This is a genomic window from Nostoc piscinale CENA21 (genome assembly GCF_001298445.1).
In the GTDB taxonomy this organism is placed as follows: domain Bacteria; phylum Cyanobacteriota; class Cyanobacteriia; order Cyanobacteriales; family Nostocaceae; genus Nostoc_B; species Nostoc_B piscinale_A.
This window is the reverse complement of record NZ_CP012036.1, coordinates 1,584,225-1,609,980: the sequence shown is the minus strand read 5'-3', so window position 1 is coordinate 1,609,980 and position 25,756 is coordinate 1,584,225. Positions and strand designations below refer to the sequence as shown.

Here is a 25,756-nt window from a genome sequence, read left to right as displayed (position 1 = left end):
GGTGCATCTACCAATAAACTGTTCTCTGTAGATGCTAACTAATCCGGATAAAGTTATAACTCCTAGTTAGTGGCGTGTGTTAGGGGTAAGCCGTAACGCACCCAAAGCTTGGCGATAGATGTGTTACGCTGTCGCTAACATAGCCTAACTTGTATTTCAAAAATCAAATATGAGTCCTATATATACTTATTATCTGCTCATATAAATTGATTCATTTACGGTTATTACCAATAATTAAAAATCTAATCTATACAGGGTATCAAAAGTTATATATTACCCTGAACAAAATATCATCACTAAATTTTTTGTACATTCTCCAACCAAAAATTAATTAGTTACAATTAAATATAAAGCACTTTTTAGAGAAAAATGTTCATAACCTTTTACCTGCCTTAGTTAAATCCTGAAACGGTTGCATATCTTGTAAGTTTAAACCTGGGTAAATGCGATTATGATAATAGATTGGTTGGCTGTTTGGGGCGTAACTCAAGCTGTCGGATTTGCTTTTAAACCGATTTTTGAGGACTTAGCCAAAGATGTAGTAAAGGACTGGGCTAAAGATCTATTAAAATGTATCCCTAAGAACATTTTACAGCAATTGAAAAAAGAAGAAATAGAAATTACTGCTGGCAAAGCCTTAAAGGAATTTTTAGAATTAATCCAGCAGGAATTAGAAGATGCAGATATAGAAGAACTCGCACTGCAACAATATACTAAAACCTTAAAAGAGTTTATTAATAACCAATTTATTAGGGAGATTCTCGGTTATCCTTTTCAAACAGAATGTTATTCTTTAGATGCTCAAGTACTTTTTCGTACTTGGTATGAAATGAATTTACCGAGTTTACCCCAGGAGTTTGAATGGGAAAGACTCACTAAAAGATATATCAAAAAAGTTAAGGCGATTATTCGTGAGTCAGATAAGTTACGCTCTCTTTTAGATAGCCAAAATTTGGACGAAATAAGTAATGATCTAAGAACTCTAGCTGGGATTCCGACAGATTTTGATTTGCAAATGTATCAAGAAGGATTATATGAGCGTTATGGGAATCTGAAATTAGATAGTTTAGATACCACTGGGTATGCTTATAATGAATTGAAGTTATGGCGGATGTTTATTGCTCAGAATGTCCGGGAAGTGCATCAAGTTTTACCCCAAGTACATGAATTACCTAAAGAACATCTCAAAAAGCAGCGAGATAGCAATCAAATAGAAGCAGAAATTTTACTAGAAGAGTTAGAAGGCTACCGCCGAGTTTATTTTGAACAACCAATTGTTTCGGTATTAGATATTATTAATAATCCTGTTTATAAATATATAGTTATTTTAGGTGATCCAGGTTCGGGTAAATCGACATTATTGCAATTTTTAGCTTTGAATTGGGCGGAAACCCCACTAAATAATATTGTTTTTCAACCGATTCCTTTATTAATTGAGTTACGCACTTACATTAGAAGACGAGAAAATAATGAGTGTAGTAATTTCTTAGATTTTTTTCATAAATGTAGTGGTATAGTTCATCATCTGAATCAAAATCAACTCCACGAACATTTAAAAGCGGGAAATGCTTTGGTGATGTTTGATGGCTTAGATGAAGTTTTTGAGTTGGGAAAACGTGAAGATGTGATTACAGATATTCATCGTTTCACTAATGTATATCCCAATGTACGAGTAATTGTAACTTCGCGGGTAATTGGCTATAAACCACAAAGGTTAAGAGATGCGGAATTTCGCCATTTCATGTTGCAAGATTTGGAATTAGAACAAATTCAAGATTTTATCTATCGCTGGCATGAATTGACTTTTCATGATGAAGAAGATAAGTTACGGAAACGGGAACGGTTACAAAGAGCAATTGATACTTCAAAATCGATTGCAGAATTGGCGGGAAATCCACTGTTACTAACGATGATGGCAATTCTCAATCGTAACCAAGAATTGCCCCGCGATCGCGCGACACTTTATGAACAAGCATCACGAGTATTGCTGCATCAGTGGGATGTGGAACGCGCGTTAGTAGAAGATTCACGCTTAGATCCGAAAACGATTGACTATAAAGATAAGCAGGCGATGTTGCGTCAAGTTGCTTATCACATGCAAACTAGTGCTAAAGGTTTAACTGGCAATTTAATTAGTGTGCATGATTTAGAAAAAATTTTGATTCGCTATTTAAAAAATATCGAATTTGAAAATCCAACTAAAGTTGCGCGGGTGATGATTAATCAACTGCGAACCCGCAATTTTATGTTGTGTTTTTTAGGTGCAGATTATTATGCTTTTGTCCATCGGACTTTTTTAGAATATTTTTGTGCCTGGGAGTTTGTCTGGCAGTTTAAGGAAACACAAACACTGTCGATTAAAGAATTAAATATTGAAGTATTTGGTAAACATTGGCGTTATGAAACTTGGCATGAAGTTCTGCGCCTAATTACTGGGATGATTGAGCCGAGGTTTGTTTGCGAAATTCTGGAATATTTAATGGCGCAAGATGGTGAAGGCGAAAAATTTATTAATTTGTTTTTAGCTGCTAAGTGTCTTGCTGAGGTAAGGAATCGCTTGTTAGTCACAACAACGGCGAATAAATTATTAAATCGGCTGAAAGATTTAACGAAATATGACCTTGGTTATTATTATCAACCTTATCGAGATGAAGAAGAAACAAAATTAGTGCAGGAAATTCGGACTAAAGCAGTGACATCTGTGGCGACAACTTGGAAAGATGATGCTGATACTTTAGTTTGGTTAAAACAACTGGCTAATGCTGATGAACATGAAGATGTGCGCCGGACTTCTGTGCAAGAATTAGCGAGAAGTTTTCGAGATCATGTTGATACTTTGGTATGGTTAAAACAACGGGCGATCGCAGATAATGATTGGACAGTCAGACAAGTAGCACTGCAAGAACTCGCACGGAATTTCAAAGATGATTTAGAAATCCTCCCCCTGCTGCAAACACGCGCCACCAGTGATGAGAATGAATATGTGCGTCAAGCGGCTGTGCAGGAATTAGCCAGGGGTTTTAAAGACAAACCCGATATCTTACACTGGCTAAAACAGCGTGTCACAGCCGATAATTCTGGAACAGTGCGCCAAGTAGCTGTGCAAGAATTAGCACGGGGTTTTAAAGATGATTTAGCAACTCTACCTTGGTTAAAACAATGCACTACAGATGATGACTGGACTGTGCGCCAAGCGGCGGTGCAAGAATTAGCCAGGAGTTTCAAAGATGATGCTGATACTCTCTCGATACTCAAACAACGCGCCATCAATGATGAGAATGAATATGTCCGCCAAGCGGCTGTGCAAGAATTAGCCAGAAGTTTCAAAGATGATGCTGATACTTTCTCTATCCTCCAACAATGCGCCATAGCTGATCAATATTCTGGTGTGCGTCAAACAGCCGTTGAGGAATTGGCGCGGGGGTTTAAAGATGAACCAGAAATTTTACCCTGGCTAAAACAGCGTACTACGGCGGATAATGACCAGTATGTGCGACGTGCAGCTGTGCAGGAATTAGCACGGGGATTTAAAGATGATGCCGAAACTCTGTTGATTTTGCAACAAAGAGCGATCGCAGATCAATATTCTGATGTGCGGCGTGCGGCTGTGCAAGAATTAGCTAGAGGGTTCACAAATCATCCTGATACCTTACTCATTCTCAAACAAAGCGCCACCACCGATGAGAATGAATATGTCCGCCGCACAGCATTGCAAAAACTCGCCAAGAATTTCACTAATGACCCCGATATTCTGCCAATTTTAAAAAAAACACGCGACAGCTGATAAATATGCAGATGTCCGCCAAGCTGCTTTGCAAGAATTAGCTAGAAGATTCAAAAATGACCCTGAGACGCTGGTGATTTTGAAGAAACGCGCCATTGTTGATAAATCATCGAATGTGAGACAAGTGGCTGTACAGGAGTTAGCCAGGGGTTTTCAAGACCAACTTGATTTATTTGAATTATTTTACACCTGCGCTGTTAACGACCCCTTTACACGGGAATATAGTTTTCAAGATAATCCCCGCCAAGTCGCACTAGAAGCCATTACCGAACAATATCCCCACTATCCCCAGACATTACCATTGTTACGAGATCGCGCCGCCAATGACCCAGATGAGCAGGTGCGGGAGTTGGCGAAGAAAAAGCTAACTGATTTAGGCGAGGAATTTTCGTGATTGTTGAAATGGAAATTGAGATTAATCAAAAAGTAAAATAAATATAACCCGCAGTAAAAAATTATTAGCAAAGGAATGAAACTACCAAATCTTGAACTCCAAACAATTGATCGAATTATTGAAATGGCTTGGGAAGATAGAACCCCATTTGAAGCCATTGAAGCACAGTTTGGACTGGAAGAAAAACAGGTAATTGCCTTAATGCGTCAGCAAATGAAACCATCAAGTTTTCGGATGTGGCGAGAACGAGTTACTCAACGCAAAACTAAACATTTAAATAAACGAGAATTTGTTGCTGGTAGATTTAAATCACAAAATCAAAAATGATATAGCAGAAGGCAGGAGGCAGGAGGCAGGAGGGAAAGTCTTACTGTTCGTGGCATCCCAGCTTTCAAATTGTCCTAACATATCTGACTACCACTATAAATATGAATAATGATGTTGTAATTTTCTTGCTTAGTGCTGGGGTGCTAATTATATATTTAATTTTCTCTGCCTTGACCGAGATGGGGACAAAGTTACCTTGGAAAAAGTGAACTGCTCGTCTTACACCATCAAGGTAATCCAAAAAATGAATTATCCAATCAACCTCTATCCCCCTTGTCTCCCTGATACCCAAATGACAAAAACCCTACGACTGAATAACATCCTCAACTGTAAAAACTTTGCCGTCTACTGTTACTTGGTCGCTGGAAACTAATTTCCGTCCGCGACGGGTTTCGACTATTCCATTAACTTTCACATCACCATTAATAATCATTAGTTTGGCTTGTCCGCCAGTTGAAGCGATACCCAAGAACTTTAAAAACTGGTCGAGTTTAATCATCTGGCTATTTGTTGAATGTAGTTAGCACTGCACATCAACTTTATTTTATCGATTAGCTTAACGCTTGGTTTAGACAATTTTGATTAATATGATACAAAATAATCTGAGTCAGTCCATAAAAGAAAACAGCAGCATCATCGATTTTCATGCTCATATTTACTATGATCCCGAAACTCGTGATGTCGCTGCTCAAATCCGCGAAGAGTTAGGTGTAAGATTTGAAGTTAAATTGGGACGTTGGCATGATCAGCCAGTTGGGCCACATCCCAAATCTATGTATCAAGTCGCTTTTGCGCCCAGACCAATTTTCCCAAGTTGTACCTTGGTTAATGTTGAACCGTGGGGGTTTAGATATTCTCGTTCATCCTGAGACTGGTGATGATGTTACTGATCATACAGCCCATGCTTTATGGTTGGGCAATAAGCTGGAATTGAATATCCAAGTCCTGCAACGATTGAGATAATTAATGACGCTTGCGTGCTAATGTTAGCCCATCTGCGATCGCAATCAAACTGACATCGATGCGATCGTCTTCAGCTAACTTGCTATTAAACTCACGAATAGCTGTGGTAGATGAGTCCTGTAGTTCTGGTTGCAGCACTCTTCCAGACCACAATACATTGTCAATCGCAATTAAACCACTAGGTCGGACTAACTGTAACGCCAATTCGTAATAGCGATAATAGTTTTCTTTGTCAGCATCAATAAAGGCAAAGTCAAAAGTTTCTGCTTGACCTTGTACTAAAAGATACTCTAAAGTTTCCGTCGCTGGTGCAATTCTTAAGTCAATTTTATCTGCCACACCTGCTTTTTCCCAATAACGCCGAGCCACAGATGTAAATTCTTCACTCACATCACAGGCGATAATCTTACCGTCCGGCGGTAATGCTAAAGCCACACTCAAAGAACTATAACCAGTAAACACCCCTACCTCTAAAGTTTTCTTAGCACCAATTAATTTAACCAAGAACGCTAAAAATTGTCCTTGTTCCGGTGCAACCTGCATATTTGCACGGGGATGTTGAGCCGTTTCTTGTCGTAACTGTAAAAGTATTTCTGGTTCACGTAGAGAGACAGACAACAGATACTCGTACAAATTTTGTGTCAAGTTCAGAGTTTTACCAGTAGACATATTTTTATATCTTGTGTTTACTGCTGATTTGTGTAAATATTCTAACAAATAACTGTATATCGCTCGATTTAAAGTAGTATTAATTGTGTTTATATTATTAGTGTGGTACAGAGCAAAATAATTAACCGCAGATAAACGCAGACAGACGCAGATAAATTAGGATCTCAGCAGACAAGGAAATACTATAGCAGTCCTATTTTGATATAGGAACAAAGGAGACAAGGGAGAGAAACATTCTTTGCGGTTCTTTATTAAGTCTTAATCGCCAATTTATTGGATAAAAATATGCAGTCAATGGAGACATTTAAAACGCATCGTATGTTAGCTGAAAGGCTGCAATTTCAACATTTAAATGAATTAAATCGGATGCACCAAAACAAACAAGTTATGGCAACTTTAGGTGGTATACGTTCGGATGAAGATACAAGGTTGTTTATTTTTAATAATTTACATCATTGGCAGCGTTACGGATACGGGTTATGGGTGTTTCGAGATCAAGTTAATCATCAATTTGTTGGGCGTGCTGGTCTTCGTAATACTAATATAGATGGTATTAACGAAGTTGAACTCGCCTATGCTCTGATGGCTAAATTTTGGGGACAAGGTTTAGCTACCGAAATGGGTGAAAAAATCTTGCAAATTGCTTGGGAAATCTTGAATTTACAAGAAGTTGTTTGTTTTACACTAACCACAAATCAAGCTTCGCAACGAGTGATGGAAAAGTTAGGGTTTAAGTATGAGCGAGAAATGATTTATGCTAATTTACCTCATTTATTTTATAGATTAAAAGCTTGATGATAAACTAAGAGAATATATTATTATTAAACTAAATTAACCAAGTAAGTCAAATGCCTTTTAGAGAAAATTTTAATAATGCCAATGCCATGATTATTGGAGCCAGTCAAGGCATTGGTTTAGGTTTTGTTAAACAATTAATTCAAGATACAAGAATTGACAAAATTTATGCCACACATCGGCAAGAACAAACTGCACAAGAATTAATAGATTTAACTGATGAATATCCTGATAAATTAACTTGCCTACAGATGGATATTATCGATGAATCACAGATTGTTAAAGCAGTACAAAATATCAGCGCACAAATCAATAAGCTGCACTTAGTAATTAACTGTGTTGGACTGTTACATGAAGGTGATTTACAACCAGAAAAAAGCTTAAAACATATTAATCCAGAAAATTTACTGCGTTATTTTCAAATTAATAGTATTGGTGCGGTGTTATTAGCTAAACATTTACTACCTTTATTTCGTCATCAAGAACCAAGTGTATTTGCTTCTATATCTGCTAAAGTGGGCAGCATTGGCGATAATCAACTAGGCGGATGGTATGGTTATCGTGCTTCTAAAGCGGCGCTGAATATGTTGATGCGAACAACCGCAATTGAGTATGGTAGAAGTTGTCCTCAAACTTTGGTTGTCACTTTACATCCAGGAACAACCGATACACGTCTTTCTCGTCCATTTCAGCGCAATGTACCGCCAGAAAAATTATTTTCTGTAGAACGTACTGTAAGCCAATTATTAACTGTAATTGAAAAAATGGAACCAGGTGACAGTGGGGAATTTTTTTTCTTGGGATGGAAGCAAGTTACCTTGGTAAAAATCTGAATATAGAGCTTAAGTTGGATTGACGGCTAAGTGCGATCGCTCATTAGTTAATTATATAATATTTTAGTTTAAAATTTTAGAATTTCAACATATTTTTAAGACATTATTGCTGTATTAAAATCACCTAAAACTATTTAATATAGCTTTTGCTGCTGATAGTTAATTCAGTCTTTAGTTAAATAGTATTAAAGACTGCGATCGCCTAAAATTTTCAGCAATATGTAGGGCGTATCTACAGTTGTATAAGACATAATATTTTACCAACCAAGACACACAAAAATATTAAATATCTAGGACTTTATTGCTGTATTAAAGTCCAAATTTCTGTTTTTAATTGAGACATATTTCAATATATAAGCTTGGATGTAGTGATAGCGAAATCCAACAAAGTCTAGATAATATTTCTATCTAAGCACATTTTATATATGTAGCAATAATTATTGTAATTGATATTATCTCCTAAAAAATTTGTGAGTAAATCTTGAGAACTTTTTGAAATCTTCTACCTAGATTGCTACCTAAAAATATATATTGGGTTTGCTCATGTTTAATAAATTATTGCGTGACCAGCAATATATTATACTATTACTCTTTATAGTAATACTGCTCCCTTATTTCATACTTGAAAAAGTAGAAGCTAAAACTGTCCCAATCCAAGATTTAATTAATTCTCAACCACAAGATAAGCAAGCTCTTGCTAATTATAAGTCTGGAAACAACATTAGATGTACTTCTATAAATATATGTACATCACAAAATATAAATTCAGACCCAGTTCAATTTTTTCCGAATATCAATAATCCAAATATCCCAAATTTATTTAATCCAACTCTCAACCCAGATTTTTATAATACTGAACCTGATACTAGCAAGCCGAATAATCTAAATGAGTCGGAACAAACTTCTGTTGACAACAAAAAAAAAGTTACAGCTATTAATACTCAACGCTCTGAGTAACAGTGCTACGAGATATCCTTGGATAATTGACCCCAGATATAACTTAAATTTCGCCACATCCTCATTTAACCCTTTTCAAAATGCCAATTATATTGATTTTTCGATTAAATTTTCTGATACTGATCCCATAATTGAGCGATTTAATTTTGCCAACTTTCCGCAAGCAGAGCAATTTTATTGGCTATTACCTAGTAATCGAATTGTAGTAGAAACTCAGGGTTGGCAAACTGGGATTTCATATCAAGGAGAAATTATAGACTTTGAACGTACCCAAATTGTGCGCTTAACGCAAAAGCTGTGGGGAATGCAAGTTGTTTCTACCCTTACTCAAGACTTTCAAGAATTAGTAGGAGGAACTAGCTTCAATCAATTTTCTATTCAATCAATTGCTGCTGAATTAGTCAATCCAGTAGGTATTCCTGCACCACCTGTTCAAATTAATAGTCCCCTGACAGCTAATGGTTTACCAATAACTTCGATAGTTCCTAATATTTCTAACTTGAATACTAATCGTCCTCCTTTAATTTTACAATCTTTCCCCACTAATAACTTACAACCATTATTAGGAGATGTGAGTCTACATAGAGGTGAAATAATTCCTCAAAATAATTTAGAACAAGCTGGTTTTATTTGGGGAAATCCTTTAACTGGTGAATTAACAAGATTTCAAGCACCAACGACATCTCTACCAGGAATCAAACAAGGGAATCGAGAACAATTTGATAACTCTGATTTGTTTGACATTTTGCTAAATCCTGATATTAGTGACAAGAAACGGAATTTATCTTACCTAAATTCGCTATTTTGGGTGACTTTAGGTCAACAACAAACTCTACTGAGAACTAGAGATAAAACAGAAAATCAAAATTGGCAGAGATTTTATTTCAGTCGTCCTCATAATCGGACTTTGTTGCAATATGATTCATTAGTCAACAAAGCAACTTACACTAATATTTATAGTAATCCTGGTGTTTCTTTATCTTTTTCTCTTGATCAAATAGATGTAGATCAAATCCAAACTGCTAATACTTCTTTGGGAATGTTGTTAGGAGGGGTTTTTGAATTTATCAATCCTCCTGAAATAACCAGCAGTTTACAAGAAGCCAAAGCGCGATTCTCTCGACAAGAAACTTTTGCGCCTATTAACTCCAAATCTACACTAGAACAGAGAAGAAAAATTAATCAAATTCTCAATAGAACTCTGTTTTTAGGAAATCGGTCAAGTAGTTTAGAGCAGATTTCTGGGACTTATACTTTTCCCAGTACAATTACACCAACTAGTTCTAGTATTTTACAAATTCGTACTGGAAATTATCGTCGAGCAGTGCAGTTTATCAATGGCGAACGTACATGGAGAGAAGGTGAAACTTATATTTCTAAAATAGATATTTCTAATCGCAGTTTTGGGCGTTTAAGTTATGTGAATGTACCGATACCTGCAACACAAATACCTACAGTTTCTAATAACCGCTCCACAGCTTTACAGGTAGCTTTAATTAGCCCTAATGGCGAGAGTTTTGTCCAAAATTATAATTCATCTGATACTACAACAGTTCCGATAAACATCAGCTCATTTGATTTGGCATTTGATAATATTGAACTCAGCCAAAATGGACGACTGATTACTCATATCAAAACTTTTAATGGCTATTTATCTTTACCTGCGATCGAAACTTTATGGGCTGGGGTTACTGGTAATTGGAACTATAGTATTAATTCTGGAATTTGGTTAAATTTAAATTCAGATAATGCTTTTAATATTACTAATGAACTTGGAACTTCCGAGCCATCATTAGGTTTTTATACTAATGGTTTATTAAACTATATTAATACAGATATAGAATTAAATGCTGCTGGGCAACCGCAAGCTATTACTAGCCATATTCCTGCATTAAGATTTCATTGGAATAGTGGCAGCAATTATCAAAATCCTGCTTATATTAATTTGAGTTATTCTTTGATTCGCCAAGACAAAGATAGGCATAATTATTCATTGACTACGGGAATTATATTTTATGATGAAACTCGTCGTCTGAGACAAACAGGATTTTTTCAAGGTGCATGGGAATTTAGTACAGGAGTAGAGTTGAAAACTACGGTAGAAATCAGTGAGAATATTTTCTACACTCTAGAAAGCACGCAAAAGGTAAATGATAATTGGCATTTTGGCGCTTATTTGCAAAACTTTCGAGATATTAGCCGTGGTATTAGAAGCCGAGTTAATGATTTTTCTTATGGGTTATTAATTAAGCGTGAGACGGTGGATAATGATATGTTTTGGGAATCTCGCTTAGGTATGAGTGGAAATACATTTGAGGCGCGTTTTGAGGGAGGATTTCGGTTTTAAGTAAATCATGAGTGGACAGAGTAGATAATTTATTTTTAGGGTAATCTAAATGCAACAAACTGCTAAAGTTTCAATTATTATTCCCACTCTCAACGAAGCCGAGAATATTTTAGGCGCGATCGCCAGCACTCAATCTGGTAAAAATATAGAAGTGATTGTTGTCGATGGTGGCTCTTGTGATGACACAATCAAAATTGCTCAGTCGTTGGGTGCGAAAGTGATTTCCTCACCGCCTGGACGCGCGATGCAAATGAATGCAGGTGCGACGGTGGCTAGTGGTGAAGTATTACTATTTCTTCATGCAGATACTCGTTTACCTGTTGACTTTGATGTTTTGATTTGTGCAGCTTTGCAACAACCGGGAGTGGTGGCTGGTGCGTTTGATTTGCAGATTGATAACTCAGCTTTCGGGTTAAGGTTGGTGGAGTTGGGTGTAAAATTGCGATCGCGTTTTTTCCAAATGCCCTACGGTGATCAAGGAATTTTTTTTAACTCCCGAAATCTTCCAAAAATTGGTAATTTTCCTGCACTTCCCATTATGGAAGACTTTGAATTAATTCGCCGATTAAATTCTTTAGGACGCATTGTAATTATCAATACGCCAGTAGTAACTTCAGCGAGGAGATGGTTGCAAAAGGGAATTGTCAAAACTACCTTACTCAATCAAATTATTGTGCTTGCTTATTTGTTTGGTGTTTCACCAGCACGCATTCGTAGCTGGTATCGTCGGGAAAAATTTAAGCATAATTAAGCTATTTCTCATTTAAATGGCGTATTTTAGTGAAAGGGGATATGAAGAACTACAGAGACGCAGAAAGATGATTGAACAAATGATTTAGGATTAACAAATCATGGTGACACAACCAAAACCTAAATTCCAAGGTAAATTCAAATTTATTTTATTAGCAATACTTGTTACTGCGTTGATAATTGCTGCTAGATTTTTTAATTTTACCGCGATTTTTACTACCTTAGTTACCCAAGTCAACAGCCTGGGAGTTTGGGGTATTGTTGCATATATAGGTATTTATAACTTAGCTACATTATTATTTATTCCTGGCTCTATTTTAACTTTAAAAGCTGGCTGTTTATTTGGCTTAATTTGGGGTTCAGTTTATGTATTAATTGCTGCAATCATTGGGGCAGTTTTAGCTTTTTTGATTGGACGTTATTTATCAAGAAATTGGGTGTCACGGCAAATTGAGCAACACCCTAAATTAAAAGCTATTGATGTAGCAGTAGCCAAAGAAGGATGGAAAATTGTTTTACTTACAAGGTTATGTCCCTTGTTTCCCTTTAATTTATTAAATTACTTTTTTGGTGTTACCCAAGTTTCCCTTAAAGATTATGTATTAGGTTCTTTCGGGATTCTCCCAGGAACAGTTATGTATGTTTATCTTGGGACATTAGCAGGTAATTTAGCGATGACTAATATGTCTAATCAAACACTAACACCTGAAGCTAAAACTTATCAGTTAATTATGCAGATAATTGGTTTAGTTGCAACTGTAGCTATAACTATTTATATTACTAAAATAGCCAAAAAAGCTTTATCGCAAAGTATAGCAGTTACAGAAACAGTTCAAGAAAAAAAATAAATATTTTAGACTGATGTAAAAAAATATTTTGATTTAAATAAAATGAAAAACAAATTTGTAGTAAATAATTATTATTTGCAAAGCTTAATTAAGGCTCATCATTTACCAATCATAGCTTTGATCAGTATAGCGATCGCCATTTTATTTCATCCAGAATCAGCATTTGCCCAAACAGCAGCACAAAGCAATACATTTAATCCCCAAACCCTTTTACGTGATGCTTTACAATGGATTGATAGTCAAGGAAAAGTAGGTGCGATCGCTTTTATTGGACTGTATATTATTGCTACTGTAGCTTTTTTACCTGGGTCAATTCTTACCTTGGGCGCTGGTGTTGTATTTGGTGTTGTTTGGGGTTCATTGTATGTATTTATTGGTGCAACTTTAGGAGCGACAGCCGCATTTTTAGTAGGACGTTATTTAGCTAGAAATTGGGTCGCAAATAAAATTACCAATAATCAAAACTTTGCCGCCATTGACCGCGCTGTAGGTATAGAAGGATTAAAAATTGTTTTATTAACTCGACTTTCGCCTGTATTTCCCTTCAATTTATTAAACTATGCCTTTGGTGTCACAGGAGTTTCCCTAAAAGATTATTTTATTGGTTCAATCGGGATGATTCCTGGCACAATTATGTATGTTTATATTGGTTCCTTAGCCGGGAATTTGGCATTAATTGGTACTGAAGGTCAACCGAGTAATCCTACCGTACAATGGGTAATTCGGATTATTGGCTTTATCGCCACAGTTGCAGTTACTGTTTATGTTACCCGCATTGCCCGGAAAGCCTTAGCAGAAGAAGTAAAAATAAACGATGAAGCACCTAGCCTAGACGAATGGAATTCGCGGCTCTAAAAACAAAGTCCGCACTTCTACAAACTCAGTAATCACCTACGCGGACTAACTTAAATTCATTTGTGATGATAGGGAACAGGGAAAAGAAAAAATGTGTGTAATTAATTTTGTCTGGATACTTAACATCAAGGGTTTTGAACCCGCGCAGGCGGGTTTTGTTTGTGTAGCCGCGACTTCAGTCGCTGGGTGGAAGATTTGAGGCTATACAAACATCAATTTGGTATTAAATTTCACACTTCATACTTCACACTTCAAACTATGTCTAATTCAGAATTATCAAGAGTTATCGTTCGTCCAGTGGATGAGTACAATCAAAAATTAGTTTCTTATGTACATCCGCCAGATTGGGTTAATCCACAGCCTGCTGATTGTTATGATTTAGTAGTTATTGGTGCAGGAACAGCCGGGTTAGTAGTCGCTGCGGGTGCAGCAGGTTTAGATTTAGGTTTAAAAGTTGCATTAATTGAAAAGCATCTCATGGGTGGAGATTGCTTGAATGTGGGTTGTGTACCATCAAAATCTATTATCCGGTCTGCACGGGTAATTGGTGAAGTTTGGCACGCCAAAAATTTAGGAATTAATATCCCTAAACAACAAGTAGAAGTTGATTTTTCCGCAGTCATGGAACGGATGCGCCGCATCAGATCGGGAATTAGTCATCATGACTCCGCAGAACGTTTTAAAAATTTAGGCGTTGATGTTTTCTTGGGGAATGGTTGCTTTACTACCAACCAAACTGTAGAAGTCGGGGGTAAAATTCTGCGTTTTAAAAAAGCGGTAATTGCGACTGGTGCCAGGGCTGTAAAACCGTCAATTCCGGGAATTGAAAATGTTGGTTATTTAACTAATGAAACAGTTTTTTCTTTAATTCAGCGCCCTGATAAATTAGCTGTGATTGGAGGCGGGCCAATTGGTTGTGAATTAGCCCAAACTTTTCGGCGGTTGGGTTGTGAAGTGACGCTGTTACATCGCGGTTCGCATCTGTTAAATAAAGAAGATGCAGACGCAGCCGAAATTATTCAGAATGTGTTAATTCAAGAAGGCATTCGTGTAGTCTTAAACTGCCAATTAGAAGAAGTGGTTGCTGTTACTGAAGGTAAACGACTTTATTTTTCTAGTAATGGTTATCGAGATTCAGTCACCGTAGATGAAATCTTAGTAGGTGCGGGACGTGCGCCCAATGTCGAAGGTTTAAACTTAGAAGCTGTGGGAGTAAAATACGACACTCGTCACGGCATACAAGTAAATGATTATCTACAAACAACCAATCCGAAAATTTATGCGGCTGGTGATATCTGCATGAATTGGAAATTTACCCATGCGGCGGATGCAGCAGCAAGAATTGTAATTAAAAATACGCTGTTTTCTCCCTTTGGTTTAGGACGTTCTAAACTCAGCAGTTTAATTATGCCTTGGGTAACATACACATCCCCAGAAATTGCCCATGTGGGAATGTATGAATATGAAGCAAAAAAACAAGGTATTGAGGTAGCAACAATTAAAATTCCTTTTAGTAGTGTAGACCGTGCGATCGCCGATGGTGAAGAAGCCGGATTTCTCAAAATTCTCCACAAAAAAGGTTCTGATCAAATTCTCGGTGCTACCATTGTTGCCAGCCATGCAGGTGAGATGATTTCGGAAGTTACCACCGCAATTGTGAATAAAATTGGTTTGAGTAAATTAAGCAGCGTTATTCATCCCTACCCCACCCAAGCCGAAGCCATTAAAAAAGCCGCCGATGCTTACCGTCGGACTCTTTTGACTGCAAATACTAAACGCATTCTCGGTTTTTTGACTAAGTTTTCATAACGCTTCAATATCCTGGAAAATCGTGAATCTGAGCATCATTCATTTTTAATCTGACGATGGTTGGGTGCAAAGGCATGAACAATGAAAACAGTTTGAGCTATGATAATTCCTATTGCCATACCTCCAAGAGCAACTCTAGCTTGAAATCTATCAAGCTCATCAAGCTTTTCTGTCTGAATACTAATTGCGTTACTGAGACGGAATTTCCAAAAAGCTGCTTCTCCATGAAAAAGAAAGCTCATCGGTAAACTAATACCATAACCAAGAACAGTAAATGCTAAGGCTGTGGGAATGGTCAGCTTTAAGTTTTGCCAGAGTAAGGAGCGCATAGTGAAAAAATTATGTTGGAAAATATCTTTAAATATGTAGCCATATTTATCAGTATAGTACTCAAAAATAAAAGCGATCGCTTGTTGTGTTCGTGGTGCGATCGCCTTTTAAAATCAATCTTTCCTTCTGCCTTCTGCTATACTAATTTCTGCTATTCGGTCGTTGAATAATTGTTTCCACAACTCGCCGTTTAGCTTTTGGGTCAATTCCAACCAAGCGGACATATTCACCGCTATATTCAGTCAGATGTGATTCTAAAGTTGAAATCGCATCAGATTCCGCATCGATGTGAATTGTCCCGCAACTTTGCCAAGCACCTGTACGAAAACGCCGTTCATCGACGTGTTCAAAAGCAACTTTCAAACCTTGAGACAAAATTTGCCGAATTTGTTCTTGTGTTTCTAGGGATATGTGAGTATTTGCGGCTGACTGTTGACGAGAACCATTTGTTGAGGGCTGAGTAGTTGGTTTTTCCACTACAGATGATGCTGGTTGATAACTTTTTCTACCTCGATTCAAGCGATTATATTCATCTACCAACTGCGAATTTTCCACTCGTTTTTGTTCACCTACCATAAAATTACCAGATTCAATTAAATGAGACAAAGTAAAATCTGGCTTTTTAAATTCTGGTGGCCCTTCCACACTATTTACCACACGCAAAGATATATGTTCATAACCGACTCGATGAATAAAGTCGCGGATTTGTTCATCATAAATTCGAGAACGCAACGCACTAAAAAAATCAATTGATTGATTAGGAAAAGTATCAACTAACTTTTCCACATCTCGGTTAGAGAGTCCATCTGGTGCAAAAATTCCGCCGACAATTCCAACTTTGTCATCACGGTTAGGTTCCCAATAAAACTTTTCCATTCGTCCGTCTCGAATTAACGGCGCATACAAAGTGGAAAAATCATTACCTGTAACAATAATTGGTACACGTCTGATGGGATTTGCATCATAGCTTCCCGGTAACTGCACATCTGTGGGATTGTCCGCAATATTCATCAATGTGGCATTTACCAACTGTGTGTTTACAGTATATTGAGTTCCTTCATCAAAGCGGCCTGCACCTGCATCTAAATCGTTAATCATCAGCACGCACATTTTACCGCGCACTTTAATCAGTTCTGCTGTTTCTCGATAGCGTAGCCGAATCAACCGCGCTGGGTCTCCTGCGTCTGGACTTTCTAATTCGCCACCAGAGATGAGTGTCACTTCCACACCCATTTTTTCAAAAGCTAATTCACACTGAAAGGTTTTCCCTTCACCTTTGCGTCCATGAATGCCTAAAATCAAAGGAACCCTCACACCAGGAAGATTTAAGAAGTTCTTAGTGATGTGAACAGCAATTTTATCCAAAAATCGAGGAGCAATATAATAACTCATAACCATCCCTGGTGAAGACTGATTAAATAATGCTAAGTTTTTTTGGTAACTAATGTTTACTAATCTTGCGGTAGAATTTCAGCATCGCTACCACAAACGCTTGATGAGATAAGCATCAAAAATTGTATCAGCACTTAATATAGGTAAATTTTCTACTATTGCCTGAGCAATTAACATTCGGTCAAAAGGGTCACGATGGTATAATGGCAGTTGGGAAACAGTACTAACGTGACTAATTTTGATATCTAATACACTGAAGTCATTAACACTAATTTGCTGAGTAATTAACATTTCTAATGGGAGATTGAAAGTTAACTTTCCTATGCCCTGCTTAATTCCCATTTCCCAAATACTAGCAATGCTGAGAAAAACTTTATTATCATCATCATTAATTAGTTCTAGTACTTGATTACTGAGCCTTACATTATCTGTGACATACCAGATAAAAGTATGTGTATCCATCAACAAAAGCACTACATATACTCCTGAAAATCTTCTAAAGGCGCGTCAAAGTCATCAGCCATAGTGATTAAACCCTTTGCACTTCCTGGTTGACGACGGCGTTTAACTGGTAAGATAGGCATTAATTTCACGGCTGGCAGATTATCTTTTGTGATAATGATTTCTTCACCATCAAGCGCCGCTTCGATTAATTCTGATAAGTGTTGAGATGCTTCAGCTAAATTAATTTGCTGCATAAAAAATACCTTTTGCTAATAAAACTATAGCGTTGAATGAATAATTTAAGATTTACTTGCTAATTGTTGTATAAATATTTGATGTTCTTGTGAGTTTAAACCTCTTTGCAGTACTGCTAAAACTTGGGTCATTTCTCCAGTTAACAGTGCATTTACATCCAACCATAAACCAGGAAAGACATAACTATTGATAATCCCATCTATATCAGGATTTAACGCTTTATATTCACCATTTTCTAACATGAACCAATCAAATTTATTCTCAAAAACTTGCCAAACAATATACTCTTTTACACCATTGCGTCGGTATACTCGCTTTTTATCATACAAGTCATTAGCAGCACTACTCGCAGCAACTTCGGCAATTAATTCTGGTGCGCCTTCAATATAGTCATCTTCACTAATACTTGCTTGTCCACCCAGTTGTTCATCAATTAACAGCACAACATCCGGCTGTAGTTCATTATCTAAATCTAAGCGGACTGTAGAATTATCACCCAACTCTACACCAGGGGTCGCAACTTTGTAAGTTCCTAGCCAAATTATCAAGTTTCCATGTGGTTTTCCATGACTTTTAAAACGTAAGGGTGAAGCCACGTATACAACTCCTTCTATTAGTTCTGCTTTTTTAGTATGAGGCATGGCATAATAACGACGTTCAAATTCTTGGCGAGTTAGGCGATCGCCACTTTCTAAAGGTGGTATTTTGATATTTGATGCTGTCATAGTTCGATTCTTCACAGGAGTTTTACTGCATCTAGTATAAGCAATTCTTAATTAAACCAATTTAACCAAGCATCCCAATTATTCACAATTTGAGCCAATTCTGTATACCCCGCTGCTTGTGGATGAGCGCCATCATAATTCTTGGCTTCTTCTATCCAAGTATGCGATTTAATTAATGTCGGGAAAACATTAAGATAAGGCACATCTAATTGCTGACAAACTAAAGCAAACTCTTGTGCTAAATTACCAATTCTGTGATTTTGTTCTGCGTCTGTACATGGCGGTGGACTAATCATCAAAACAGGATATAACTGTTTGGCTACGCTCAAAATCTCACGTATATTATTGAGTGAATCTGCAACAGCAACACGAGGTTGACCATTTTCGATAGTCGTGTCATTCACTCCAAAACAAAATACAACTCTCCCGTTATATTCTTTTGGTAGACGATAAGTTACTTCTCTTAGCCAACGATTTTTGAGTTCAGTACTGGTTTCTCTGCGTACACCTAAATTGTAGTAGGTGATATCATACCCTTTTTGATAAGCATTTACGCAAATTCTCCCTGTCCAACCAAGAAATTCTGGGTCGCCTATACCGTTGACAAATGATTCACCCAAAAAGCAAATTCTCACTTCTGACAGAGTTTTTTTTATCCATGTTTTGTATTACCATATAAGTTTAGTTACTGATGATATAAAGTTTCATCAAAAATATTCTAAATTAATTTAAGGATTAAATAGAGTTATTCAAATTATGATTATTTCATAGACGTAAGAATCTAGAATTGCTCAGAGTTTTATAATCAGTAGTATAAGATTATGAAAATTTCTATTTAGTAGAATGCTATTTATTAATTATTCTGAATTTTGATTGGTAAACTTGCAGATCGTCATCATTATCTGTGTGTCAATTCTAAATTTATGCTAAAAAAAGTAGTGATTATTGGTGCTGGCCCAAGTGGACTGTTATTGGCTCAATATTTGTTACGTCGTGGTGATAATTATCAAGTAGATATTTATGAACGTCGCAGTGACCCCAGAATTATAGCTTTTTCTAAATCTAGAACTTATCCCATCTCTCTCAACGAGAGAGGGATGTATGCTTTAAGACAAATTGAGGGATTAGAAGCAGCAGTCAAAGACATAAGTTTAGTCATGAATGGCACGATTTTTCATCAAAGTAATGGCAAAACTAGATATACTCCACGACAAAATCCTTTATTCACTCTTGATAGAACAAATTTAGCGATCGCCATTTTATCAGACTTAACTAATAAGTATCATCATCGCTTAAATATCCACTTTGATTGTCAATGTCAGCAAGTTGATTTTGCGACTAAAACCTTAATAGTAATTAATACATCTAAAGCATCAGAAGAAGTGGCTACTGTGCATTACGATTTTTTAATTGGTGCAGATGGAGCCTATTCGGCGGTTAGAGAAAGTTTGAAATTGAAGGCAAATTTTATCTGTGAACAAAAATATATTCCCACAGATTATAAATCATTTTTCTTACCTGCTCCTGAAGCTCAATCTAATATCAATTTATCCACAGATAAAATCCATTCTTGGATGCTGAAAGATGGCACGGTTGTCTTATTACTCCATCAATTAGGCAAAACCATGAGTGGAATTATTCATTTTCCTCGCCAACAAAATCAAGTAGCTAATCTTTCCACCCAGGCAGAAGTATTAAATTTTTTTTCAAGCAAATTTTCCAGATATTGGTCAATTAATGCCAGCATCAGAGGCGGAAGCTTTCTGCACTAAACAGCCATCAACAGTGTTAACAGTTCGCTGTCAAAGTTACCATTATGGTGATAGTGTATTGCTCATAGGTGATGCGGCTCACGCTGTATCTCCATCCATTGGTCAAGGTTGCAATGCTGCTCTGGAAGATGTATTGATATTTGACAAGCTTTTAGATGAATATTCTGATAATATCCCAGAGGCGATCGCACAATTTACTGTGCGCCGTCAGCCAGATGGTTATGCTTTAGTAGAACTGGGTAATAACGCATTTCCTTTATCACAATGGTTATTTATTGAGTATATTATTAGAGACATTTTTGCAAAAATTCTCCACAAACTATTTCCTAACAATTTTGCCCAGCCACTATTTTATTTAATTTCAGAAACTACTGTTCCTTATGCAGAGATTCTGAATTTATATAAAGGTTGGATTGCTAAAGTCAAAAAATCTCATACTAAGTTATAAAAATGTTTGTTAAAGTAGCGATCGCTCTTGGGCAACATTTTAAATTTAATCATTCTCATCGGACTCAAAGAGATTAACTTTCTCTTGAGTTTGTATTGTCCTACTCTGCTCAAACTTAAATTTCACTGACTGATTAATGCGTTTCACTCCACTTAGAGTAATCAACGTCAGCAGTCCACCTATTAATCCCATTTGCCACAAACCACAGCCAATAGCAGCACCTAATCCGGCGGCTGTCCATACACAAGCAGCTGTAGTTAAATTCCGCACTTTAGGAACAGCACTCTTTCTGGGGGATTCTTGTAAAATTAATCCTGCTCCGAGAAATCCTACCCCAGTAGCAACACCTTGAATTGTTCGACTTAAGGCATTAGTCGCTGCATAAGGACTATCACCTTCAGCTTGTAATGGTATCATAACAAACAAGGCTGCTCCCATACTGACTAACATAAATGTTCTCATTCCGGCTGGCCTACCACCTTGCTGACGGTTAAATCCAATCATGCAACCAACTACCAACGCCATTACTAGCCTAAATCCTATATGTGGCCAATCATCAGCATTAATAAACATCGGCCCCATTTTTCTATCTCCTTACGTGTATAGCTAAATATCAGTACTTGTTCCCAATAGTTAGTTGAATGGCTACTTATTGATGAGTGTTAAATAAAATACGGCAACACTATTGACTTTATGTAATTTAAAGTTAGTTTAACAAAAATATAATCATAAGTAAATTAATACACACTGGAAAAAAAGAATGGGACGTAGGCAATAAAAGATTTTTACCTGTATAGCTAACTTGAAAATAGGACAAACAATACTAAGTCACTGCTTTCTATTTCTAATTTCACGAGTATTCTGACTTTTGCTATATCAAACGCCTGTGGCTACCTAGTTGAAAAAAACCCTTGCTTCCCTGAGTTCAATGTGTGATACTCTTAATCCAAGACTAAAATACGGTAAATCGATATATTTACCGTATTTAATAAGGATAGGACTCATGCAGCTACTCTGGTTCATCCCTACCCACGGCGATGGGCGTTACTTAGGAACAGCTACTGGCGGGAGGTCTGTAAGCTTTCCGTACTTTCGACAAATTGCACAGGCAGTAGATGACCTGGGTTACACAGGGGCATTATTACCTACCGGGAAATCTTGTGAAGATGCCTGGGTTGTGGCATCAACTTTAGTATCCTTAACCCAACAGATGCGTTTTTTGGTGGCGATACGTCCAGGTTTGATGTCGCCAACGTTAGCCGCGAGGATGGCGGCGACATTTGACCGTCTGTCTAGAGGAAGGTTGCTGATTAATGTTGTGACTGGTGGCGATCCTGTGGAGGCGGCTGGAGATGGCTTGCATTTAGCTCATGATGAGCGTTATGAATTAACAGATGAATTTTTGACGGTATGGCGATCGCTCGTCAATAGCGAAACTGTTAACCTCAAAGGTGAGTACCTAGATATTCAAGACGGTAAAATTTTGTTTGCGCCTGTGCAGAAACCCTATCCGCCGTTGTGGTTTGGTGGTTCCTCTGCGATCGCCCAAAAAATCGCCGCCAAACACGTTGATGTTTACTTAACTTGGGGTGAACCACCCGAACAAGTTGCCGAAAAAATTGCCGCAGTTCGCAGACTTGCAGAGATTGAAGGTAGAACTTTGCGGTTTGGCATTCGGCTACACGTGATTGTGCGGGAAACTGAAACTGAAGCTTGGGACGCAGCTAATCAATTGATTCGCTATGTGGATGATGAAGCCATTGCCAAAGCCCAAAAAGTTTATGCGAGGATGGATTCGGAAGGGCAACGCCGTATGAGTCAGTTACATAAAGGTAGCCGAGAAACACTCGAAATTAGTCCGAATTTATGGGCTGGTGTGGGTTTAGTGCGTGGTGGTGCAGGTACAGCACTGGTTGGTGATCCCGATAGAGTCGCCGCCAGAATGTTGGAATATGCAGACTTGGGAATTGAAACCTTTATTCTTTCTGGCTATCCCCATTTAGAAGAAGCTTATCGCGTTGCAGAATTATTATTTGGGCGTTTACCTTTAGAGAACTTGCCCAAAGTCGAAGAAAAACATATCATCAGTCCCTTTGGCGAGATTGTCGCTAATGAAGAATTCCTTAAGCAGCAGCCTCAGCAAAAAGCTGCGTCCATATCCTAAAGAGTAAAGGAATGGGAGATTAGCCGCTATGTTGCATCAACAAATTGACGAAAAACTTGCCCAAAAAGAAGCTTGGGCATTGCGGCGACAATTGGGCATACCCAACAATAAACGTTTGTGGGTATTAGCCTGCATGGATGAACGTTTACCAGTAGAAAAAGCTTTAGGAATTGCCGAGGGCGATGCACATATTTTTCGTAATGCTGGCGGGTTAGTCACAGATGATGCCATTCGGTCAGCGATGTTAACCACACAATTTTTTAACACCAAAGAAATTATTGTGATTAACCATACTGAGTGCGGCATGATGAGTGCTTCTGGAGACTTTCTCAGTGAAGTGTTACGCAGCCGAGGTATTGATGTGGATGCAGTTGCAGTTGATCCCGCCTTACCAGAGTTGAAACTACCCAAAGGTGTGTTTTCCAAATGGATTAAAACCTTTACCGATGTAGACGAAATCTGCAAACAGCAGGTGGAATTGCTACGTCAATCTCCGTTGATTCCCGATGATGTGGTGATTCATGGCTACATTTGGGAAGTTGAGACAATGAGTTTACGCCGCCCCTACGAACGTTTGAGTGAGAAGGTCAATACAGCCGAGGCTATGCAGACCAAAAAGACAAAATCACCGTGAATTAATGTATAAATTAGGAGTGTATTTACATGACTCGGATTTTAGCGATCGCAGGTAGTCCTTCCCATCCTTCCAGAACCTACGGAATTTTGGAATATGCCGCCAAACTCTTGGAAAAAGAAGGTCTACACATAGACATTATTTCTGTGCGCGATTTACCTGCGGAAGATTTAGTGTTTGGCAAGTATGACAGCCCCGCCTTAGAACAACCCAAAGCTTTATTAGCCCAAGCCGACGGCGTAATTATTGCCACACCAATCTACAAAGCTGCTTACACAGGCGTACTCAAAGCATTTTTAGACTTACTCCCGCAAAAATCCTTGACCGGAAAAGTCGTGTTACCTCTGGCGACTGGTGGCACAATTGCCCATTTGTTAGCTATTGAATATGCCCTGAAACCCATCCTTGGAGAGTTAGGCGCACGCCATATTCTCGCCACCGTATATGCAGTAGACAAACAAATTCAAAAGCAACCCGATGATAGTGTCCTGCTAGATGAAGAACTGGAACAAAGGCTAAAAGACGTGCTGCAAGAATTCGTCAAAGCTGTGAAATTCTCTGCGATTGAATCTCCACAACTAGCACACGCTAACTAACACACAAGTTTATACCTCCGCTTACTTGTTACAGATGGGTAAATTTTATCCATCTGTTTACTTTTGGGGGGGGGTGGAAGAGTGTTAGTGTTTTTACAAGACTTTCCCTGTCTCCTGCCTCAACCGCATAACGGTAAGTCACAAGGCAAAAGTTAAAAGTCAAAAATCAAGAATACTTTTGACTTTTGGTTTTTTACTTTTGACTTCTCCGGCTTTGCCGGAGTGCCTTCTGCTATAGCTGTAAAATTACTCTTGCCAAATTGAAATAAATCAAAACTCCTACGACATCGACGGCTGTGGTGATAAATGGTGCAGACATCAAAGCAGGATCTAAACGTAACATCCGAAATAAAAATGGCAGTGTGGAACCAGAAACCGAAGCTAAAACCGAAATCGCGACTAAACTAGTACCAACAGCGATCGCAACTTCAATTCTTCCTTGTAAAAAATATGCCCAAATTGTAGCGATTATCCCCAGCATACCACCCAAGAGTAAACCTGCGATCGCTTCTCTGCCAATTACTTGCCATGTACCGAGAGAACGAATTTCTTCAGTATTCATCCCCCGAATTACCACTGTCGAAGATTGAGCGCCTACGTTACCGCCAGTTCCTGTTAATAAAGGAATAAATGCTGTTAGGGTGACTACTTTGGTTAAAATATCTTCTTGGGATTTAATTATTGTGCCTGTAACAGTATTAGTAATTAATAAAACAAATAACCATACCACTCGTTTACGTGCGACTTCCATCAAGTTCATCTGGAAATAATTATCGCCACTCGACTGTACACCACCACCTAACGCATAAATATCTTTAGTGGTTTCTTCTTGTAAAATATCAATTACATCATCAACCGTAACAATACCTACCAAAAGCTGTTGTTTATCTACCACAGGTACAGCTAAAAAGTCATATCTTTGGATGGCTCTTGCGACTTCTTCTTGGTCTGTATCTGTGCGAACAAATATCACATCACGGGTCATAATTTCCCCAATGATTTGTTCTGGTTGAGATGTTACCAAATCTCGCAGAGATACAATCCCTGTCAAGCGTCGTTCTGCGTCTGTGACGTAGAGATAGTAAATGATTTCGCTGGCATTAGCTAACCGACGAATCCGCTCTAGAGCCTGAATAACTGTAATATTTTCCTTGAGAGAAATAAACTCTAAAGTCATAATTCGCCCGGCTGTATTAGGTTCATAACCTAACAGCAAAGCCGTAGCTTGACGTTCTACCGGACTTAATTGTTCTAGCAACCGATTGACAACTTTGGCAGGCAATTCATCAAATAACCTCGCTCTGTCATCCGAAGACATTTGATCGACAATATCACGAACTTCTTGACTTTTTAATTCTTCAATTAATCGTTCTTGTACACTATAGTCAAGATACTCGTAGACTTCGATCGCTTCATCTTTAGAAAGCAAACGAAAAGCTAAAGCGTGCATCGCTTCTGGTAAACCTTCAATTGCTTCGGCAATATCCGCAGGTTGTACGGGTACTAAAATTGATTTTGCCGCTTGTAAATCTGCTGCTTCTAACAGCATTTGCAATTGCGTCCTGACTAAATCTCGCAATTCTCTACGGGACACATCTTGAAAGGTAGAGTTTAAGTTGTTTGTCTCAGTCAATTTCCACTTTCCTCAGCCAGTTTTAATAAGGT

General features: G+C 37.8%; 23 protein-coding genes and 3 pseudogenes. 16 read left to right on the top strand and 10 right to left on the bottom strand.

Annotated elements, in window-relative coordinates:
* Positions 1–451 precede the first annotated feature (451 nt).
* Positions 452–4,178 (top strand): annotated as a pseudogene (locus tag ACX27_RS07075) (HEAT repeat domain-containing protein).
* A 75-nt stretch (positions 4,179–4,253) separates the two neighbouring features.
* A complete protein-coding gene (locus ACX27_RS07070) occupies positions 4,254–4,505 on the top strand; it encodes a TIGR03643 family protein (RefSeq protein ID WP_062290197.1) in 252 nt (83 codons plus the stop codon).
* Between the two features lie 304 nt (positions 4,506–4,809).
* On the opposite strand, the gene ACX27_RS07065 is transcribed toward ACX27_RS07070, so the two are convergent.
* The gene (locus ACX27_RS07065; RefSeq protein ID WP_062290194.1) at positions 4,810–5,004 is read right to left on the bottom strand and encodes an RNA-binding S4 domain-containing protein; all 195 of its coding nucleotides are present in this window, start codon (positions 5,002–5,004) and stop codon (positions 4,810–4,812) included.
* 88 nt (positions 5,005–5,092) lie between these two features.
* Here ACX27_RS07065 and ACX27_RS07060 point away from each other — a divergent pair.
* Positions 5,093–5,468 (top strand): annotated as a pseudogene (locus ACX27_RS07060) (DOPA 4,5-dioxygenase family protein).
* Here ACX27_RS07060 and ACX27_RS07055 read toward each other — a convergent pair.
* Positions 5,469–6,137 carry a class I SAM-dependent methyltransferase gene (locus ACX27_RS07055; protein ID WP_062290191.1) on the bottom strand — a complete coding sequence of 223 codons (669 nt, stop codon included), beginning with the start codon at positions 6,135–6,137 and terminating at the stop codon, positions 5,469–5,471.
* Positions 6,138–6,422: 285 nt separating this feature from the next.
* Between ACX27_RS07055 and ACX27_RS07050 the strand changes: the two genes are divergently transcribed.
* The 8 genes and pseudogenes from ACX27_RS07050 (at position 6,423) to ACX27_RS07020 (ending at position 15,331) form a co-directional block, all read left to right on the top strand.
* Positions 6,423–6,932: a GNAT family N-acetyltransferase gene (locus ACX27_RS07050; RefSeq protein ID WP_062290187.1), complete on the top strand. Its 510-nt coding sequence runs from the start codon at positions 6,423–6,425 to the stop codon at positions 6,930–6,932.
* Positions 6,933–6,985: 53 nt separating this feature from the next.
* Positions 6,986–7,757: pseudogene (locus tag ACX27_RS07045) on the top strand (SDR family NAD(P)-dependent oxidoreductase).
* 551 nt (positions 7,758–8,308) lie between these two features.
* Complete coding sequence (locus ACX27_RS33470; protein ID WP_235526538.1) at positions 8,309–8,722, top strand: hypothetical protein; 414 nt, start codon at positions 8,309–8,311, stop codon at positions 8,720–8,722.
* On the top strand, positions 8,673–11,069 hold the full coding sequence (locus ACX27_RS07040) for a hypothetical protein (protein ID WP_235526537.1): 2,397 nt from the start codon (positions 8,673–8,675) through the stop codon (positions 11,067–11,069). Before ACX27_RS33470 ends, ACX27_RS07040 begins: the two co-directional genes overlap by 50 nt.
* Positions 11,070–11,118: 49 nt before the next feature.
* Positions 11,119–11,820 (top strand): TIGR04283 family arsenosugar biosynthesis glycosyltransferase, encoded by a 702-nt coding sequence (locus ACX27_RS07035; protein WP_062290184.1) that lies wholly within the window; start codon positions 11,119–11,121, stop codon positions 11,818–11,820.
* Between the two features lie 100 nt (positions 11,821–11,920).
* The gene (locus ACX27_RS07030) at positions 11,921–12,667 is read left to right on the top strand and encodes a TVP38/TMEM64 family protein (protein WP_062290181.1); all 747 of its coding nucleotides are present in this window, start codon (positions 11,921–11,923) and stop codon (positions 12,665–12,667) included.
* Between the two features lie 42 nt (positions 12,668–12,709).
* Entirely contained in the window at positions 12,710–13,522 is an 813-nt protein-coding gene (locus ACX27_RS07025; protein WP_062290178.1) for a TVP38/TMEM64 family protein, read from the top strand.
* 258 nt (positions 13,523–13,780) lie between these two features.
* Positions 13,781–15,331 (top strand): mercuric reductase, encoded by a 1,551-nt coding sequence (locus ACX27_RS07020; protein WP_062290175.1) that lies wholly within the window; start codon positions 13,781–13,783, stop codon positions 15,329–15,331.
* Positions 15,332–15,366: 35 nt separating this feature from the next.
* On the opposite strand, the gene ACX27_RS07015 is transcribed toward ACX27_RS07020, so the two are convergent.
* The 6 genes from ACX27_RS07015 to ACX27_RS06990 form a co-directional block, all read right to left on the bottom strand.
* Positions 15,367–15,660 carry a hypothetical protein gene (locus tag ACX27_RS07015; RefSeq protein WP_062290173.1) on the bottom strand — a complete coding sequence of 98 codons (294 nt, stop codon included), beginning with the start codon at positions 15,658–15,660 and terminating at the stop codon, positions 15,367–15,369.
* A gap of 142 nt (positions 15,661–15,802) precedes the next feature.
* Positions 15,803–17,053 (bottom strand): ribulose bisphosphate carboxylase small subunit, encoded by a 1,251-nt coding sequence (locus ACX27_RS07010; RefSeq protein ID WP_062290171.1) that lies wholly within the window; start codon positions 17,051–17,053, stop codon positions 15,803–15,805.
* A gap of 87 nt (positions 17,054–17,140) precedes the next feature.
* A complete protein-coding gene (locus tag ACX27_RS07005) occupies positions 17,141–17,527 on the bottom strand; it encodes a type II toxin-antitoxin system VapC family toxin (RefSeq protein WP_062290168.1) in 387 nt (128 codons plus the stop codon).
* Positions 17,527–17,751 carry a type II toxin-antitoxin system Phd/YefM family antitoxin gene (locus ACX27_RS07000; protein WP_062290165.1) on the bottom strand — a complete coding sequence of 75 codons (225 nt, stop codon included), beginning with the start codon at positions 17,749–17,751 and terminating at the stop codon, positions 17,527–17,529. The genes ACX27_RS07005 and ACX27_RS07000 overlap by 1 nt, the downstream gene beginning before the upstream one ends.
* A gap of 45 nt (positions 17,752–17,796) precedes the next feature.
* The gene (locus tag ACX27_RS06995; protein WP_062290162.1) at positions 17,797–18,477 is read right to left on the bottom strand and encodes a Uma2 family endonuclease; all 681 of its coding nucleotides are present in this window, start codon (positions 18,475–18,477) and stop codon (positions 17,797–17,799) included.
* A gap of 47 nt (positions 18,478–18,524) precedes the next feature.
* The gene (locus tag ACX27_RS06990) at positions 18,525–19,097 is read right to left on the bottom strand and encodes a GDSL-type esterase/lipase family protein (RefSeq protein WP_235526536.1); all 573 of its coding nucleotides are present in this window, start codon (positions 19,095–19,097) and stop codon (positions 18,525–18,527) included.
* A gap of 303 nt (positions 19,098–19,400) precedes the next feature.
* Here ACX27_RS06990 and ACX27_RS06985 point away from each other — a divergent pair, with 303 nt between their 5' ends.
* Both ACX27_RS06985 and ACX27_RS33465 read left to right on the top strand, forming a co-directional pair.
* The gene (locus tag ACX27_RS06985; protein WP_235526535.1) at positions 19,401–20,249 is read left to right on the top strand and encodes an FAD-dependent oxidoreductase; all 849 of its coding nucleotides are present in this window, start codon (positions 19,401–19,403) and stop codon (positions 20,247–20,249) included.
* Complete coding sequence (locus tag ACX27_RS33465; RefSeq protein WP_235526534.1) at positions 20,215–20,697, top strand: FAD-dependent oxidoreductase; 483 nt, start codon at positions 20,215–20,217, stop codon at positions 20,695–20,697. Before ACX27_RS06985 ends, ACX27_RS33465 begins: the two co-directional genes overlap by 35 nt.
* A 45-nt stretch (positions 20,698–20,742) precedes the next feature.
* Here ACX27_RS33465 and ACX27_RS06980 read toward each other — a convergent pair whose 3' ends face one another.
* Positions 20,743–21,279 carry an MgtC/SapB family protein gene (locus ACX27_RS06980; RefSeq protein WP_062290156.1) on the bottom strand — a complete coding sequence of 179 codons (537 nt, stop codon included), beginning with the start codon at positions 21,277–21,279 and terminating at the stop codon, positions 20,743–20,745.
* A 421-nt stretch (positions 21,280–21,700) separates the two neighbouring features.
* On the opposite strand from ACX27_RS06980, the gene ssuD reads away from it, so the two are divergent.
* From ssuD to ssuE, 3 genes are read left to right on the top strand one after another with little or no spacing between them, the layout of a single operon-like run.
* Complete coding sequence (ssuD, locus tag ACX27_RS06975; protein ID WP_062290153.1) at positions 21,701–22,861, top strand: FMNH2-dependent alkanesulfonate monooxygenase; 1,161 nt, start codon at positions 21,701–21,703, stop codon at positions 22,859–22,861.
* 28 nt (positions 22,862–22,889) lie between these two features.
* The gene (locus ACX27_RS06970) at positions 22,890–23,495 is read left to right on the top strand and encodes a beta-class carbonic anhydrase (RefSeq protein WP_062290150.1); all 606 of its coding nucleotides are present in this window, start codon (positions 22,890–22,892) and stop codon (positions 23,493–23,495) included.
* A 29-nt stretch (positions 23,496–23,524) separates the two neighbouring features.
* Positions 23,525–24,091 (top strand): NADPH-dependent FMN reductase, encoded by a 567-nt coding sequence (gene ssuE, locus ACX27_RS06965; RefSeq protein ID WP_062290146.1) that lies wholly within the window; start codon positions 23,525–23,527, stop codon positions 24,089–24,091.
* 232 nt (positions 24,092–24,323) lie between these two features.
* On the opposite strand, the gene mgtE is transcribed toward ssuE, so the two are convergent.
* On the bottom strand, positions 24,324–25,724 hold the full coding sequence (gene mgtE / locus ACX27_RS06960; protein ID WP_062290143.1) for a magnesium transporter: 1,401 nt from the start codon (positions 25,722–25,724) through the stop codon (positions 24,324–24,326).
* Between the last annotated feature and the right edge of the window lie 32 nt (positions 25,725–25,756).

What these genes read in the sequence shown, in the direction of transcription:
- ACX27_RS06995 (WP_062290162.1), bottom strand. Translation starts at nt 18,477, where the DNA reads ATGACAGCATCAAATATCAAAATACCACCTTTAGAAAGTGGCGATCGC.
- ACX27_RS07030 (WP_062290181.1), top strand. Translation starts at nt 11,921, where the DNA reads ATGGTGACACAACCAAAACCTAAATTCCAAGGTAAATTCAAATTTATT.
- ACX27_RS33465 (WP_235526534.1), top strand. Translation starts at nt 20,215, where the DNA reads ATGCCAGCATCAGAGGCGGAAGCTTTCTGCACTAAACAGCCATCAACA.
- ACX27_RS07025 (WP_062290178.1), top strand. Translation starts at nt 12,710, where the DNA reads ATGAAAAACAAATTTGTAGTAAATAATTATTATTTGCAAAGCTTAATT.
- ACX27_RS33470 (WP_235526538.1), top strand. Translation starts at nt 8,309, where the DNA reads ATGTTTAATAAATTATTGCGTGACCAGCAATATATTATACTATTACTC.
- ACX27_RS07035 (WP_062290184.1), top strand. Translation starts at nt 11,119, where the DNA reads ATGCAACAAACTGCTAAAGTTTCAATTATTATTCCCACTCTCAACGAA.
- ssuD (WP_062290153.1), top strand. Translation starts at nt 21,701, where the DNA reads ATGCAGCTACTCTGGTTCATCCCTACCCACGGCGATGGGCGTTACTTA.
- ACX27_RS07020 (WP_062290175.1), top strand. Translation starts at nt 13,781, where the DNA reads ATGTCTAATTCAGAATTATCAAGAGTTATCGTTCGTCCAGTGGATGAG.
- ACX27_RS07055 (WP_062290191.1), bottom strand. Translation starts at nt 6,137, where the DNA reads ATGTCTACTGGTAAAACTCTGAACTTGACACAAAATTTGTACGAGTAT.
- ssuE (WP_062290146.1), top strand. Translation starts at nt 23,525, where the DNA reads ATGACTCGGATTTTAGCGATCGCAGGTAGTCCTTCCCATCCTTCCAGA.
- ACX27_RS07050 (WP_062290187.1), top strand. Translation starts at nt 6,423, where the DNA reads ATGCAGTCAATGGAGACATTTAAAACGCATCGTATGTTAGCTGAAAGG.
- ACX27_RS06970 (WP_062290150.1), top strand. Translation starts at nt 22,890, where the DNA reads ATGTTGCATCAACAAATTGACGAAAAACTTGCCCAAAAAGAAGCTTGG.
- ACX27_RS06985 (WP_235526535.1), top strand. Translation starts at nt 19,401, where the DNA reads ATGCTAAAAAAAGTAGTGATTATTGGTGCTGGCCCAAGTGGACTGTTA.
- ACX27_RS07070 (WP_062290197.1), top strand. Translation starts at nt 4,254, where the DNA reads ATGAAACTACCAAATCTTGAACTCCAAACAATTGATCGAATTATTGAA.
- ACX27_RS07015 (WP_062290173.1), bottom strand. Translation starts at nt 15,660, where the DNA reads ATGCGCTCCTTACTCTGGCAAAACTTAAAGCTGACCATTCCCACAGCC.
- ACX27_RS06980 (WP_062290156.1), bottom strand. Translation starts at nt 21,279, where the DNA reads ATGGGGCCGATGTTTATTAATGCTGATGATTGGCCACATATAGGATTT.
- ACX27_RS07000 (WP_062290165.1), bottom strand. Translation starts at nt 17,751, where the DNA reads ATGCAGCAAATTAATTTAGCTGAAGCATCTCAACACTTATCAGAATTA.
- ACX27_RS07010 (WP_062290171.1), bottom strand. Translation starts at nt 17,053, where the DNA reads ATGAGTTATTATATTGCTCCTCGATTTTTGGATAAAATTGCTGTTCAC.
- ACX27_RS07065 (WP_062290194.1), bottom strand. Translation starts at nt 5,004, where the DNA reads ATGATTAAACTCGACCAGTTTTTAAAGTTCTTGGGTATCGCTTCAACT.